Raw genomic sequence first — 14,591 nt, 5'->3', positions numbered from 1 at the left:
AGACGATGCCCATTCTGAATGGAGAAGAGACTGAGGGGCAGTCCAAGATTATCTGGTATTCAGGTTTAAAATCCTATATCATGGCGCCATGCCGTATTCGAATCTTGCTGCCTACTCCCCTCTTTCCGATCCCCAATGGGCCGCCCTCAGCCGCCACCTCCCCAAACCCACCACCGGCCGCCCCTGCGACCTCCGCGCCCGGCTCAACGCCATCTTCCACATCGCCGCCACCAACGATCCCTGGCACGCGCTCCCGCCCGAGCATGGCAGCCCCGCCACCATCGCCCGCTACTTCCGCACCCTGACCCACGCTGGGCTATGGGAACGTCTTCTCAAGGCGCTCGCCGCCGCCCCGCCCGGTGATCCGCTGCGGGAGCTCCAGCACATCATCTGCCGCGCCACGCGCCGGGCCATCCGCCTCCGCGGCCTGCCGCTCGTCGCGCTGATCCGCCGCCTCGGCCTGTTGCGGGCGCTGCCGGCGCCGCCGCGCCTCTGCCCGGACCCGGCGCTCTCCAGTCGCGTCTTCGCCATGCCGATTCCCCGCGCGGTGCCGTCATCCGCCCGGGGGATGCGCGCCGTGCTCGACTATCTGAAGTCGCTGAGAAAGCTCATCGGCATCGCCGGCGGCCGCCAGCGCATCCCGCGCGCGGTTCGCGCGGCCTGGATATGAGTGACACGGCTTGCTTTCGCTGGCCAAACGGGCCATCCGTTCCATATGGCGTGGGGGAGTCTCCGGCTCTCCCGCCACGGGGTCGCATGGCCCGGCTGAAAGTCTCGAAAGGTCGCTCTCGCGATGATGCGCACGCTCTTCCTCCAGGCCCCCTCCTTTGACGGTTTCGACGGCGGCGCGGGCTCCCGCTACCAGGCGCGGCGCGAGATCAAGAGCTTCTGGTTCCCCACCTGGCTCGCCCAGCCGGCGGCGCTGATCCCGACCTCGAAGCTGGTCGATGCGCCCCCGCACAACCAGACGCTGGCCGATGTCGCCCCCATGGCGCGGGACTTCGACATGGCGGTGCTGCACACCTCCACCCCCTCCTTCGCCTCCGACATCAAGGTGGCCGAGCGGCTGAAGGCCGAGAACCCGAACCTCAAGATCGGCCTCATCGGCGCCAAGGTCGCCGTCCAGGCCAATGAGAGCCTGCGCGACGCCCCGGTGGTGGACTGGGTCGCCCGCAACGAGTTCGACTTCACGGTGAAGGACGTGGCCGAGGGCCGCGACCTCTCCGGCATCCGGGGCCTGTCCTACCGCAATGCCGAGGGCGTGATCGTCCACAACGAGGACCGCCCGATCCTCGAGAACATGGACGACCTGCCCTTCGTCTCCGAGGTCTACAAGCGCGACCTGGAGTACAAGAAGTACTTCATCGGCTACCTGAAGCACCCCTATGTCAGCTTCTACACGGGCCGCGGCTGCAAGAGCCGCTGCACCTTCTGCCTCTGGCCGCAGACGGTGGGCGGCCACCGCTACCGCACGCGGTCGGTCGGCCATGTGATCGAGGAGATCAAGTACGTCCTGGCCAACTTCCCGGGGCTGAAGGAGATCTTCTTCGACGACGACACCTTCACCGATGACCTGCCCCGCGCCGAGGCCATCGCGAAGGAGCTGGGCAAGCTCGGCGTCACCTGGTCGTGCAACGCGAAGGCCAATGTGCCGCGCGCCTCGCTGAAGGTGATGGCCGACAACGGGCTGCGGCTGCTGCTGGTGGGCTACGAGTCCGGGAACCAGCAGATCCTGCACAACATCAAGAAGGGCATGCGCGTCGAGGTCGCCCGCCAGTTCACGAAGGACTGCCACGAGCTCGGCATCAAGATCCACGGCACCTTCATCATGGGCCTCCCCGGCGAGACGCAGGAGACCATCCAGGAGACGATCCGCTTCGCGATCGAGACCAACCCGCACACCATCCAGGTGAGCCTGGCGGCGCCGTATCCGGGCACGTTCCTGTACGACCAGGCGGCCAAGGAAGGCTGGCTGGACGTCGCGAACACGGACTATGTGGATGCGCACGGCGTGCAGATCGCGCCGCTGGCGTACCCGCACCTGACGCACACGGAAATCTTCGACAACGTCGAGACCTTCTACAAGAAGTTCTACTTCCGCGCCCCGAAGATCGCGTCCATCTGCGGCGAGATGGTGCGCGACCGCCAGATGCTGGTCCGCCGCCTGCGAGAGGGCGTGGAGTTCTTCCGCTTCCTGCGCGAGCGTTCGGGCGCGAAGGCCGCTTGAGTAAGGCGGCGCGTTTCCCCGCGCCGCATGAGACGGGCGAGATCGCCCGTCTCGCTCCGGAAACAACCTCAGCCACGCCCTTGCCGCTTCTTCCGGCCGGGCCCAGGATCGCCTCGCAAAGCCCGCCGACGAGCGGGCGAGAGGAACTGGGCACAGGCATTTGGACGCCTCGTTACGGAAGAGTCGCATGATCCGCACAACACGTCGTGGCCTGATGGCCGCCGCCGCGCTGGCCACGCCGGCCATCGCCCAGGAAGCCTGGCCCTCGCGCCCCATCCGCTGCATCGTCCCGCTGCCTCCCGGGGGCGGCACGGACCAGACGGCGCGCGTCGCCACGCGCCGCCTCTCCGAGGCGCTGGGCGTGCCGGTCGTCGTGGAGAATCGTCCCGGCGCCGGCGGTACGGTGGGAACCGAGGCCGTCGCCCGCGCCGCGCCCGATGGCTACACCATCGGCATCGCCACCAGCAGCAGCCATCCGGTCGCGCCGATCTTTCGCAGGGACCTGCCCTACGATCCGGTGAGCTCCTTCACGCCCATCACCTTGCTGGGCAACACGCCCTATGTGCTGATCGGCGGTCCCGCCGCGCAGGCCAATGACTGGCCCGCGCTGCTGGCGCGGCTCAAGGCCAATCCGGGGCAGGTGGTCTATGCCTCCGTCGGCGTCACCACGCTCGGCTACCTGCTGACGCGGCAGCTGGAACTGCTGGCTGGGATCGAGATGCGGCACGTGCCCTATCGCGGCTCGGCGCAGGTCTATCCGGATCTGCTGAACGGCACGGTGGCGCTGCTGCTGGACAACCCCCCGGCCTCCTCGGCGATGGTGCGCGAGGGCAAGTTCACCGCCTATGGGCTGAGCCGGCCGTCGGCGATGCTGCCCAACGTGCCGCTGTTTTCGAGCCTCGGCGTCCCGGGCTTCGACGCGGCCTTCTGGTACGGGCTGATGGGCCCCGCGGGCATGCCGGCCGAGATCGCGGCACGCATGCAGCAGGCGCTGGCGGCGGCCTTCCTCTCCGGCCCCGGCAAGACGGAGCTGGAGGCGATGGACGTGATTCCCGCCATGCCCACGCCCGCCGACTTCGCGCGAATCGTCGCCGAGGATTCCCAGAAGTGGCGCGCGCTGGCGCAGCGCCTCAACATCCAGCCCGAGTAAGGAGGCAGACATGGACGGCATCCAGGCCCCGGCCTACCGCGTGAACGAGCTGACGCCCGACCCGAATGTCAGTTTCGACCCGAAGACCTGCGCGAGCTACGTGAAGTACGCCCATTGGCTCGCCGCGCGCGGGCTGGTGAACAGCAGCGTGGGCGGCATGGTCGTGCGCGTGCCGCACCCCGACTATCCCGAGGGCATCTGCTACGCGAAGCCCCAGGGCATCAGCCTGGAGGAGGTGGAGGCCGAGGACCTGGTCATCACCGACATCCCTTACGGCCGCATCCTCGCCGGCGAGCGCGCCACGACCGTCGGCCACCAGATGAACCGCGAGATCATGCGGCTGCGCCCCGACGTGAACGCGGTGATCCACCTGCATCACGACGAGACCATCGCGTTCCTCGCCTCCGGCTACGAGGAAATCCGCAGCTTCAGCCTCACCTACGGCTACCTGATGCAGAAGCCGGCCCACTACCTGCCGGCCAGCGTCAACGTCGAGGAGGACGTGGCGCCCATCAAGACCTTCATCCAGGACACCAACTGCATCATCATGCGCCGCCACGGCTTCACCGTGCTCGGCCGCACGCTGTCCGAGGCCTATCACCGCACCTGCGTCCTGGTCTCCGAGGTGAAGCGCAACATCATCGTCGAGACGCTGACCTCGCGGAACGGCAAGACGCCCGAGGTCATCACCAACGAGGAGCTCGCCTACATGTGGAGCCATGGCGACGCGGTGATGTATCCCAAGACGGTCACGCGCGGCAGCTGAACGGAGCGCGCGCTGCTCGATATCGACCTCGAGGCGACGCGCGCGGCCGTTTCGCAGGCCAGGCGGCTGCCGGAAGTGGAGTGCGTCCCGCCGCTGATCGAGGCGGCGCGGCCTCCCTTCGCGCTGGAGGCGCCGGTGCGGCACCTGGCGCTGACGCTGGTGCAGAATCTTCGTGCCGGGACGCCTGAGCGATGGAGCCATGAGGCGCAGGCCATTCGCTTCGCGCTGAGCGCCCAGGGTGGGGCGGACCTTGTCGGCGTCGCGGCGACCCTGCTGCGGACGCCGGACCGGGACAATCGCGATCGCATCATCCGCGAGAAGATCCGCGGGTTCGAGGCGCGGGCCGCGGATTCCATCGGCGCGCAGGCGACAAAGCGTGGTCTCTCGCTCGCGGGGCGGCTGCTGGCACAGCGGCCCGGCGGTGGGCTCTCCGCCATCATGGCGCGCCTGGCTGTTCGCGGCAGCGAGCCCTTGGTGAGGTCCGCCGTGGATTTCGCGGCGCGGTCGCTGGTGGGCAAGTTCGTGGCAGGCCGAGATATCGATGCCTCCATCGAAGGGACGCGAGCGCTCGCGCGGCGAGGCTTCCGCCTGTCCTTCGACATGGTGGGACCGCCCGCGCTCACTGCCGGCGATGCTGACCGCCAGATGTCGTTGTTGCGGCAGGCCATCCGTGCGGTCGGCGCGGCCAGCTCGGGAACAGGCCTTCATGCACGCGGGGCCGTCTCCGTCAGGCTGTCCTCGCTGCATCCCCGATTTTCGGCCAACCAGGCCGGCCGCGTCATGGAGGAGCTGCTGCCCCGCCTGCGCGAGCTGGCGGCCACCGCGGCGCGCGAGAATATCGGCTTCAGCTTCGATGCGGAGGAGGCCGACAAGCTGGAACTGACGCTCGACCTCCTGGAGGCCCTCGCGGGCGACCCGCTCCTGGAAGGATGGAACGGGCTGGGCTTCACGATCCAGGCCTATCAGAGATGCGCGACGGCAGTGACGCAGCACGCGATCGCCATCGCGGCCCGCTACCGCCGGCGGCTCATGCTGCGCCTGGTGAAGGGTGCGGGCTGGGGCGGCGAGATCCGCAAGGCCCAGATGGCAGGCGTGGCCGACTACCCCGTCTTCACGCGCAAAGCCTACGCCGACATCTCCTACATCTCCTGCGCCCGTCTCCTCCTCGGGGCCAGGGCCGAGATCTTTCCCCAATTCGCGACGCACAACGTCCAGACGTTGAGCATGGTGCACAACCTCGCCGGGCCATCGGTCCGAGAGGACGATTGGGAGTTCATCGGCTACCGCGGGATCGGGGAGCGGCTCTTCAACCAAGTGGCTGCCTCGGTGACAGGCCGCGCCTTCCGGATCAGCACGCTGGTCGGCTCGCCGCAGGAGGCCCTGACGCATCGGGCGGCCGAGATCGGCGCCAGTCTCATCGCCGCGCACCGGCTGACGGACAAGGCCGTCCCCCCGGCGGCGCTGGCCGATCATCCGGGGAGGGAGGCCGCGCAGTTCGGGGGGCAACCGCATTCTCTCCTGACCTCGCCCTCCGCGCTGTTCGGACCCGAGCGGGTGGGCGCGCGTGGCCTCGATCTGGGGGATGCCGGCGCGCGCGCCGATCTCGCGGCCGCCTTCGCCGCCAGCCGGGCGGAGACCTTCGAGGTCGGCCCGGCGGGAGGCACGCCGCGGGTGATCCGCAATCCGGCAGACCGGCGGGACGTGGTCGGAACAGTGCGGGAGGCGGACGCCTCGATGGTGGCCGAGGCGATGATCCGCGCCGATGCCGCCGCAGAGGCCTGGATGCGTGAACCCGCCTATGCCCGCGCTGCCACGCTCGACTTCGCGGCGGATCTTTTCGAGACGGCGCGCGACGGGCTGTTGCCGCTGCTGGTGCGCGAGGGCGGAAAGACCTTGGCCGAGGCGATGGCCGAGCTGCGCCGGGCCGTCGACCACTTGCGCTACCAGGCCGCCAGCGCCCGCCAGAAGCTCGCCAACGCGCCGCATCGCGCGCTGGGTGCGGTGGCCTGCATTTGTCCCTGGGCCATGCCGCTGGGCGCCTTCACGGCGCAGCTCGCGGCCGCCTTGGCGGCAGGGAACGCCGTCGTAGCCAAGCCGGCATCGCAGGCGCCGCTGGTGGCCGGCGAGGCCGTGCGCCTGCTGCACGAGGCCGGGGTTCCGCCCGATGTGCTTCAGCTCCTGCCGGGTGACGGCCATCGGCTGAACGCTGCGCTCGCGGCCGATCCGCGCTGCCGTGGCGTGCTTTTCATCGGCTCGCCCCAGGCCGCCCGCGCGATAGAGGCCGTGCTGGCGAAGCGAGGCGACGTTCCCCTGCTCGCGCTGACGAGCGGAACGACGGCCATGATCGTGGATAGCACTGCCCCGGCCGAGCGGGTCGTGGCCGACGCCATGGAGGCGGCCTTCGGGGTGGCAGGCCAGCGCGGCTCGGCGTTGCGGTTGCTCTGCGTGCAGAAGGAGGTAGCGCCGCGCATCCTCGCGATGCTCGAGGATGCGATGTCGGAACTCACCATCGGCGATCCGGCGCTGCTGGAGACGGATATCGGCCCGGTGATGGACATTGCCGCGGAGGTGACCTTCCGCGCCCATGTGGGGTCTAGTCGCATCCGCGCGGAGCTTCCGCTCGGCGGGAATTGTCTGCACGGAAGCTTCGTGGCGCCCGTCCTGCTCCAGATCGGGAGCCTTCGGGGCATCGCCGCCGCGCCGGGCGGGCCGGCCCTGCATGTCCTGACCTATGAGCGTGACCAACTCAGCGCCGTTCTGGACGAGTTGGCCGCGGAGGGAGGGGGCCTATCCCTCGCCGTTTATTCAGCCGTGGCGGAGACCGTCGAATTGGTGGCCAACCGGTCCCGCGCCGCGAGTATTTTCATCAATCGGGGCCTGACCGGGCTTTCCGTGGGCATGCACCCGCTGGGGGGCGAGGGGCTGGGCGGGATGGCGCCAAAGCCGGCGGGCCCGCTCTATCTCCATCGCCTTCTGCGGGAAGGGCCGGAGCCGCGGCTCCACGGCAGCCGGGACGAAGCCTGCTTCGCCGAATTCGACCGCTACGCCGCCTGGGCGGCCGCAGGCGCGCTGGGATTGCTGCGCACGGGCGACCGGTTGGTGATCGCTGCGCGGCTGCAGGAGTTCCGCCAGGCCTCGCCGCTGGCGCTCACCATGGCGCTACCGGCGCCGCTCGGAGAGGCGAATAGCCTGAGGTTCCGGGGCCGGGGCAAGGTGCTGAACTTGGCCGCCACCGTCCCCGGCCTCATCCTGGGCCTGGGAGCGGCGCTGGCCACCGGCAACTCCGCCATCGCCCAGGAATCGCCGGAGGCGGAGAGGATCAACGCCTTGCTCCCAGACGGCATCCGGATGGAGCTGTTTCCCGATTGGAGCCTCGCGCCCTGCGATGCAGCGCTGGTCGCGCCTCCGCACGACGCCGGCCAGGTGCGCCGGGTCTTTGCCGGGCAGGGTGCGCTGGTTCCCGTCGTGACCGATTTGTCTGTGCGCGGTTTGCTCCGGCTGGTGGTAGAGCGGAGTCTCTCGGTCAATCAAATGGCCGATGGCGTCCTGGCGCCGGCCATGACGATCTGAGGGGGGAGAAGGGTATGGGAGTCCAGGCGCTGGCGCCGTCGCGCCGCGGCCCCGTCGCAGCATCGCGATTCGGGCGCCTGCCGGCGGGCAAGGGGCCGCTGTATCAGCGCCTCGCTGACCGGATGGAGAAGGTCATCCTTCGGCTGGGCCTCGCCGAGGGCGCGCAACTGCCGACCGAGGAACAGCTGACCCAGCATTTTGCGGTCAGCATGATCACGGTGCGCGGCGCGCTGCGGGAGCTTCACCAGCGCGGGCTGATCGAGCGTCGCCAGGGCCGAGGAACCTTCGTGCGGGAGCCGCACCCGCCCGCCCCGGAATGGGGTATCGGCAGCATGGAGGAGATCGAGGCGCTGACGCGGCTCACCGGCGTGCGCCTCCGCCTGAGCGAGCCCGCGGCCGTGCCGGAATGGGCCATGGCGAGCCTCGGCGCGCGGCGTGGCGACAGCGCCCTGCGCCTGCGCATCACGCGGGAGCAGGATGGCGTTCCCTTCATGCTCACCGATGCGCTGTATCCGCCTGGCGTCGCGGCCTTGCTCTGCCGGCAGCCGCTCGATCCGCTGCTGCAGCGCAAGCGTATCCTGCTGGAGATGGTGGAGAGCCTGACGGGCGAGCGCGCCTCCTCCATTCGTCAGGAGATGAGCGCCGCCCGCGCGCCGGCCGAGATCGCGCGCCTGCTGGGCATCAAGGCGGGAGAGCCGGTCCTGGTCATCACGCGCGTCGCGACGCTGCGCGACGGCCGGGTGCTGCAGGCCGCGCGCTCCTACTACCGCACGGACAGCGCGGTCTACACGGTCGAGCTCAAGCGGAGCTGACCGACGGAGTTTGACACCCCCGCCCGGCGGGCGCAGCATATCGTCCATCCAAGGGGAGCCCTTTCTGCAGGGCTGAGATTCCGCGAGCGACGCGGTCACCCTTCGAACCTGATCCGGGTCATGCCGGCGAAGGGATGGGCATTACGGCGAGTCGCGCCACCACTCCCTTCGTGTGTTGTTGAAGAAGGGAATCCGAGAATGCCCGACCATCTGCCGCCCGAAAGCCCCGCCGTCACCACGGGTCCGTTGCCGGCCTCGCGCAAGCTGCATGTCGCGGGGCAGCTCCACCCACAGATCCGTGTCGCGATGCGCGAGATCGAGGTCTCCGGGGGCGAGCCGCCGCTGCGGGTCTACGACACGTCCGGCCCCTATACGGACACGCGCGTCGCGACCGACATACGCCGCGGCCTCGTGCCCCATCGCCACGAGTGGATCATGGCGCGCGGCGATGTCGAGCATATCGAGGGCCGCGCGCAGAAGCCCGAGGATGACGGGCTGAAGGCGGGCGAGGAGCGCCGCGTGCCGCTCTTCGACCGCCAGGGCCGCCTGCCGCTGCGCGCCAAGCCGGGCAAGGCCGTGACCCAGCTCGCCTATGCGCGGGCGGGCATCATCACGCCGGAGATGGAATACATCGCGATCCGCGAGAACATGGGCCGCGCGGCGGCGCTTGGCCTGAAGCGGGACGGCGAGGATTTCGGCGCCTCGATCCCCGACCATGTGACGCCGGAATTCGTGCGTAGCGAGGTGGCGCGCGGCCGCGCCATCATCCCGAGCAACATCAACCACCCCGAGAGCGAGCCGATGATCATCGGCCGCAATTTCCTCGTGAAGATCAACGCGAACATCGGCAATTCCGCGGTGTCGTCGAGCGTCGCCGAGGAGGTGGACAAGCTGGTCTGGGCCATCCGCTGGGGTGCCGACAATGTGATGGACCTCAGCACGGGCCGGAACATCCATACGACCCGCGAATGGATCCTGCGCAATTCGCCGGTGCCGATCGGGACGGTGCCGATCTACCAGGCGCTGGAGAAGGTCGGCGGCAAGGCCGAGGAGCTGACCTGGGACATCTTCCGCGACACGCTGATCGAGCAGGCCGAGCAGGGGGTGGACTACTTCACCATCCATGCCGGCGTGCGCCTGGCCTATGTGCCGCTGACGGCGGAGCGCGTGACGGGCATCGTCTCGCGCGGCGGCTCGATCATGGCGAAGTGGTGCCTCGCCCATCACAAGGAGAGCTTCCTCTACGAGAGGTTCGGCGAGATCTGCGAGATCATGCGCGCCTATGACGTGTCTTTCTCGCTGGGCGACGGGCTGCGTCCGGGAAGCATCGCGGACGCCAATGACCGTGCGCAATTCGCCGAGCTGGAAACGCTGGGCGAGCTGACGAAGGTGGCCTGGGAGCAGGACGTGCAGGTCATGATCGAGGGCCCCGGCCATGTGCCGATGCACAAGATCAAGATCAACATGGAGAAGCAGCTGGAGGAGTGCGGCGAGGCACCTTTCTACACGCTCGGGCCACTCACCACGGATATCGCGCCGGGTTACGACCACATCACCTCGGGCATCGGCGCGGCCATGATCGGCTGGTACGGCTGCGCCATGCTTTGCTACGTGACGCCGAAGGAGCATCTTGGCCTGCCGGACCGCGACGACGTGAAGACCGGCGTCATCACCTACAAGATCGCGGCCCATGCGGCCGATCTCGCGAAGGGGCACCCGGCGGCGCAGATGCGCGACGACGCTCTGTCCCGCGCGCGCTTCGAATTCCGCTGGCGGGATCAGTTCAACCTGGGGCTGGACCCGGAGACGGCGGAGAAGTTCCACGACCAGACCCTGCCGGCCGAGGGCGCGAAGCTCGCGCATTTCTGCTCGATGTGCGGGCCGAAATTCTGCTCGATGAAGATCACGCAGGAAATTCGCGACGCCGCCCAGAAGGGCATGGATGAGATGAGCGCGAATTTCCGCGGCAATGGCGGCGCCATCTACCTGCCGCCCGTGGCGGCAGGGGACTGAGGGTTCTACGCGGAGGCGGGAGGCGCGGCTTCCCGCTTCCGGCGCGCGCTGCGAAGCGCGCAGACGCCGGCCACGCCGGCGACACCCGTGACGGCCACGCCCGTCACGGCTACGGCCGCGGCCGTGCCGCCGGCCAGCGCGCCCGCGGCGAAGGCTCCGCCGATCGCGGCCTTGGCGAGCTTCTTCCGGGCACGGAGCAGCTTGAGGATCATAGGGTCACTCCTTTGCCGCTGAATCTGGCCCTTTCGTGGCCGCGCGCAACCCCGGCATCAGGCGGAGCGCATTGTCGCGCTCGATCCCGGCCAGAACCTCCGGCGAAAGTCCGAGCCCCTGCAGGCCCCTGACCGTGCCGGCCATCGTCTCCTCCGGGGCAAAGGGATAGTCGCTGGCGAAGAGCACCTGCTCGGGCGGGATCACCTGGAGCATGGGGCCGAAGGCTAGCGGGTTGGCCGAGAGCGCGACGTCGAAATATAGCCGCCGCAGCTCTGCCATCACGCCATCCGGAACGCCCGCCGCGAGGTCCGGCCGGCGCTCCAGCCGGGAGATGCGCTGGGCCAGGAAGGGCACCGCGCCGCCGGCATGGGAGAAGATCCACTTCACGTTCCGGTGCCGCGCGAAGCCGCCGGAGAAGAGCAGGCTCGCGATGGCGCGGGTGGTGTCGAAGGGGAATTCCAGCGTCGCGGCCGGAATGCCGGGCGGCACGAGCGGGGCAGGACCCACGCAGGGATGGCAGAAGGCGATGGTGCCCCGCCGCTCCAGCTCATCCAGCACGGGCGCGAAGGCGGCGTCGCCGAGGTAGCGGCCGCCGTAGTTCGTCATCAGGCAGATGCCGTCGGCGCCCAGCACGTCCAGCGCATGCGCGATCTCGGCGAGGCTGCCGTCGACATCGGGCAGAGGCAGGCTGGCGAAGAAGCCGAAGCGGCCGGGAAAGCGCGCGGCCAATGCGGCCGAATACTCGTTGCAGGCGCGCGCGAGCTCCCGCGCCTGGCTGTCATCGCCGAACCAGAGGCCGGGCGCCGAGATGGAGACCACGGCGGTTGCGATGCCGTGGCGATCCATCGCCTCCAGCGAGATCTCGGGCGACCAGGCGGGGGTGCGCCCCGAGACCATGAGGGGGCCGATGCGGTCGTCGCCCGCCAGGCGGACATAGTCCGGCGGCAGGATGTGATGCTGGACGTCGATACGATGTGTCACGGCTTGTCCGGGATGTCGCGGTCATGGCCCTGGAGCGAGGCGACGAGGCGGTTGGAGGCCTCGATGGCGCCGCGGCCGGCGTCGTTGCCCCAGATGAAGCGGGACAGCTGCCCGCCGAGATAGGGATGCATCCCGAGATCGTAGAGCGCGCGAAAGTCGCGGGCCTCGATCGCGCGGCGCTCCTCGGGGCGCAGCGGGTAGCGGTCCAGCACGGAGGCTTCGTCCTGCTTGAACTGGGCGCGCAGCGCCGTATCCCACTTCAGGTCCTGCACGAGGTCATGCGTGGCGAGGCTGGGGTCGAAGCTGTCCCATCCCATCTCTCAGGCCTCCACCGTCTCGAGGTCCCAGATCACGCCGCCGACGCCGCAGCGGAAGCTCGGCCAGCCGGTGTAGCCGAAGCTGCGGCCGGGCCGCTCCCCGATGGCGCCGAGGACGACGAACCAGGACAGCAGCTCCGCCGTGCCGCCGCGCCCGGCCTCCTCCATGCGATCCACCGTCATCTCGCGCAGCAGGGCCGCGTGGTCGGGCTGCACGGCGAGCTCTAGAAAGCGCCGGTCGAACTCCTCGTCGATCTTGTAGTAGCGCGCGCCGCCCGGCTCGTGGCTGAGACCGCCGGAGCCGATCAGGGCCACACGCAGATCGGCAGGCATGTCTTCCCGGATGATCGAGGCGAGCGCCTGGCCGACCTCGATGCAGCGGGCGCCATCGGGGAAGGGGGGCACGGAGCAGTTCTGCAGGATGGGCACGACCCGGATGCCCGAGGTGTCGAGGTCCATCATGACCGTGGGCACGGAGAGGTTGTCGTCGAAGCGCAGCGGGGCGGCAGAGGCGTTCATGCGCACGCCGCGCCTGGTCATGCCGGTGAAGAGGGTTCGCGCTGCCTCCGGGTCGCCCTGGACCACGTAGTCGCGGCAGTTGATCCACTCCTTGAACCACTCGTAGGGGCCGGCATGCTCGGCCGCCATGCCGATGATGAAGTCGGGATAGGCGGTGATGCGGCTGTTGGTCAGGTGGTCATTGGCCACCATGACGATCAGGTCCGGCCGGGCGGCGCGCAACCCGCGAGAGACGGCGTCGAAGGTCGCGGAGACGACGGCGCGGACCTCGTCCGGCGCCTTGTCGAAGAGCCCGACCACGGCGGGCGCGTGCGGCACGCCGGCGGCGAAGACGATCTCGGCCATGTGTCCTCCTCGGGGCCGCATCGTCGCTCATTGCGCCGGCGGGCGGGAATCTATAAAATCCCGAAAATTCATGAACGACAAGGGCGGATGAATTTCCATCGACCTGGCGCGCCCCGCACCCTCGCCGACGAGGCGTTGCTGCGCATCCGCGCCGACATCATCGCCGGCCGCCTCGCTGCGGGCGAGAAGCTGCAGCCCGACCTGTTGGAGCAGCGCTACGCGCTCGGCCGCAGCCCCATCCGCGAGGCGCTGTCGCGGCTGGCCACCATCGGCCTGGTGCATGGCGAGGGGCAGCGCGGCTTCATGGTCCCCGCGCTCACCGAGGCGGAGCTCATGGATATCGCGGACCTGCGCTGCCGGCTCTCGACCGAGGCATTGGAACGCTCCATGCGCGAGGGCGGCGACGAGTGGGAGTCGGCCGTGGTCGCGAGCTTTCATCGCCTCACGCTGGCCGAGGGCAAGCTTCCGGCCCGGACAGATGAAAGTGCCGACGAGTGGGAGCAGCGCAACCGCGACTTCCATCGGGCGCTGGAAGCCGCCTGCGGCTCGCCCTGGCTGCAGCAGTTCTGCGACCTGCTCTACGACCAGTCGGAGCGCTACCGTCGCGCCTTCGTCCGCTATCCCGAGATCAACCCGGCCATCCACGCGCAGCACCGCGCGATCATGGAGGCCGCGCTCCGGCGGGACGCGGTGGCCGCGAAGGCACTTCTCGCGCAGCACATCATGCAGGGTGCCCACGCAACGCGCAGATTGCTGCTCGGCATCGGTCCGAAATGAATTTATAAATTATTGACACTCCATAAATCGTCGCGCTCAATCCCGTTGTCTTCGGGAGACCATGATGAGCGCGAGCGGGCTTTCCATCTTCGCGGACACGCTGGCCGAGCTGACGGCCGATGAGGTATCGGACGCCGCGAGGGCCGGCGCGGTCGCGCTCTGGGCCTTCGGCGTCATCGAGCAGCATGGCCCGCACCTTCCCACCGGCACGGATGTCTACCTGCCCGCCGCCAAGCTGCGCCTGACCAAGGAAAAGCTGGCCGCGCGCGGCATCAACGCGCTGATCGTCCCCGCCTATTACTGGGGCGTGAACCACGTCTCCGGCAGCTTCCCCGCCTCTTTCCGGGTGCGGCCGGCAGTGATGGCGGAGCTGATGTCCGACGTCATCGAGAGCCTCGCGGGCGATGGCTTCCGGCACCTCTTCTGCATCAGCGGCCATGGCGACGCGCTGCACAACCGCACCATCCTGGAGGGCATCCGCAAGGGCGTGGCGGTGGCGAGCATCGACGCCAGCTTCCTGGCGCCCACTCGCATCGTGACGCGCCTCGGCTTCGCCGCGGACGACCCGCAGGTCACGACCTTCGAGCCGAAGCCGGTCGGCCCCGCGCGTCCCTATGTCGACGTGCATGCGGGCGAGGGCGAGACCTCGGAGATGCTGGCCTCCTATCCCGGCCTCGTGCGCGAGCCGCTGCTGCCTGGCCTCGTGCCCACCAACTTCGTCCAGGCCGACCTGGAGGAGTGGCGAAAGGGGCTAGAGCACGCGAAGCGCAAGACGCCGCTCGGCTATCTCGGCGACCCCGCCGCCTCCGACGTCGCGGTGGGCGAGCGCAGCCTTCACGCCACCGCCGAGGCCATGGCGGACGCCATCGCCGCCCGCATCGCCCGCTGAGAGGAGCAGATC

13 protein-coding genes and 1 riboswitch are annotated in these 14,591 nt (G+C 69.2%); of the genes, 9 read left to right on the top strand and 4 right to left on the bottom strand.

Features of this window, described 5'->3' with window-relative positions; all coding sequences use genetic code 11:
• The first annotated feature begins 88 nt into the window (after positions 1 to 88).
• The 7 genes from WJM96_RS09460 (at position 89) to thiC (ending at position 10,538) form a co-directional block, all read left to right on the top strand.
• Positions 89 to 670, top strand: a complete 582-nt coding sequence (locus tag WJM96_RS09460; protein WP_424812227.1) for a transposase — start codon at positions 89 to 91, stop codon at positions 668 to 670.
• A gap of 123 nt (positions 671 to 793) precedes the next feature.
• Entirely contained in the window at positions 794 to 2,227 is a 1,434-nt protein-coding gene (gene hpnJ, locus WJM96_RS09455) for a hopanoid biosynthesis associated radical SAM protein HpnJ (RefSeq protein ID WP_424812226.1), read from the top strand.
• 187 nt (positions 2,228 to 2,414) lie between these two features.
• A complete protein-coding gene (locus WJM96_RS09450; RefSeq protein ID WP_424812225.1) occupies positions 2,415 to 3,377 on the top strand; it encodes a Bug family tripartite tricarboxylate transporter substrate binding protein in 963 nt (320 codons plus the stop codon).
• A 10-nt stretch (positions 3,378 to 3,387) separates the two neighbouring features.
• Positions 3,388 to 4,143, top strand: a complete 756-nt coding sequence (locus WJM96_RS09445; protein ID WP_424812224.1) for a class II aldolase/adducin family protein — start codon at positions 3,388 to 3,390, stop codon at positions 4,141 to 4,143.
• Between the two features lie 12 nt (positions 4,144 to 4,155).
• The gene (gene putA / locus WJM96_RS09440; protein ID WP_424813088.1) at positions 4,156 to 7,713 is read left to right on the top strand and encodes a bifunctional proline dehydrogenase/L-glutamate gamma-semialdehyde dehydrogenase PutA; all 3,558 of its coding nucleotides are present in this window, start codon (positions 4,156 to 4,158) and stop codon (positions 7,711 to 7,713) included.
• A gap of 14 nt (positions 7,714 to 7,727) precedes the next feature.
• Complete coding sequence (locus WJM96_RS09435) at positions 7,728 to 8,525, top strand: GntR family transcriptional regulator (RefSeq protein WP_424812223.1); 798 nt, start codon at positions 7,728 to 7,730, stop codon at positions 8,523 to 8,525.
• Positions 8,526 to 8,566: 41 nt separating this feature from the next.
• A riboswitch (TPP riboswitch) is annotated at positions 8,567 to 8,677 on the top strand.
• A 46-nt stretch (positions 8,678 to 8,723) separates the two neighbouring features.
• Positions 8,724 to 10,538, top strand: coding sequence for a phosphomethylpyrimidine synthase ThiC (gene thiC / locus WJM96_RS09430; protein ID WP_424812222.1), 1,815 nt, complete (start codon positions 8,724 to 8,726; stop codon positions 10,536 to 10,538).
• Between the two features lie 5 nt (positions 10,539 to 10,543).
• Here thiC and WJM96_RS09425 read toward each other — a convergent pair whose 3' ends face one another.
• From WJM96_RS09425 to WJM96_RS09410, 4 genes are read right to left on the bottom strand one after another with little or no spacing between them, the layout of a single operon-like run.
• Positions 10,544 to 10,750, bottom strand: coding sequence for a hypothetical protein (locus WJM96_RS09425; protein WP_424812221.1), 207 nt, complete (start codon positions 10,748 to 10,750; stop codon positions 10,544 to 10,546).
• Positions 10,751 to 10,754: 4 nt separating this feature from the next.
• Positions 10,755 to 11,732 (bottom strand): amidohydrolase family protein, encoded by a 978-nt coding sequence (locus tag WJM96_RS09420; protein WP_424812220.1) that lies wholly within the window; start codon positions 11,730 to 11,732, stop codon positions 10,755 to 10,757.
• Positions 11,729 to 12,049: a hypothetical protein gene (locus WJM96_RS09415; protein WP_424812219.1), complete on the bottom strand. Its 321-nt coding sequence runs from the start codon at positions 12,047 to 12,049 to the stop codon at positions 11,729 to 11,731. The genes WJM96_RS09420 and WJM96_RS09415 overlap by 4 nt, the downstream gene beginning before the upstream one ends.
• Positions 12,050 to 12,052: 3 nt before the next feature.
• Complete coding sequence (locus tag WJM96_RS09410; RefSeq protein ID WP_424812218.1) at positions 12,053 to 12,913, bottom strand: hypothetical protein; 861 nt, start codon at positions 12,911 to 12,913, stop codon at positions 12,053 to 12,055.
• A gap of 87 nt (positions 12,914 to 13,000) precedes the next feature.
• Here WJM96_RS09410 and WJM96_RS09405 point away from each other — a divergent pair, with 87 nt between their 5' ends.
• A complete protein-coding gene (locus WJM96_RS09405) occupies positions 13,001 to 13,690 on the top strand; it encodes a GntR family transcriptional regulator (RefSeq protein ID WP_424812217.1) in 690 nt (229 codons plus the stop codon).
• A gap of 61 nt (positions 13,691 to 13,751) precedes the next feature.
• On the top strand, positions 13,752 to 14,579 hold the full coding sequence (locus tag WJM96_RS09400) for a creatininase family protein (RefSeq protein WP_424812216.1): 828 nt from the start codon (positions 13,752 to 13,754) through the stop codon (positions 14,577 to 14,579).
• Positions 14,580 to 14,591 lie beyond the last annotated feature (12 nt).

Origin of the sequence: Roseococcus sp. YIM B11640 (assembly GCF_049727625.1) — a bacterium.
Taxonomy (GTDB): domain Bacteria; phylum Pseudomonadota; class Alphaproteobacteria; order Acetobacterales; family Acetobacteraceae; genus Roseococcus.
Note: the sequence above shows the minus strand (reverse complement) of the source record. Positions and strands in the feature narration are given on the sequence as shown.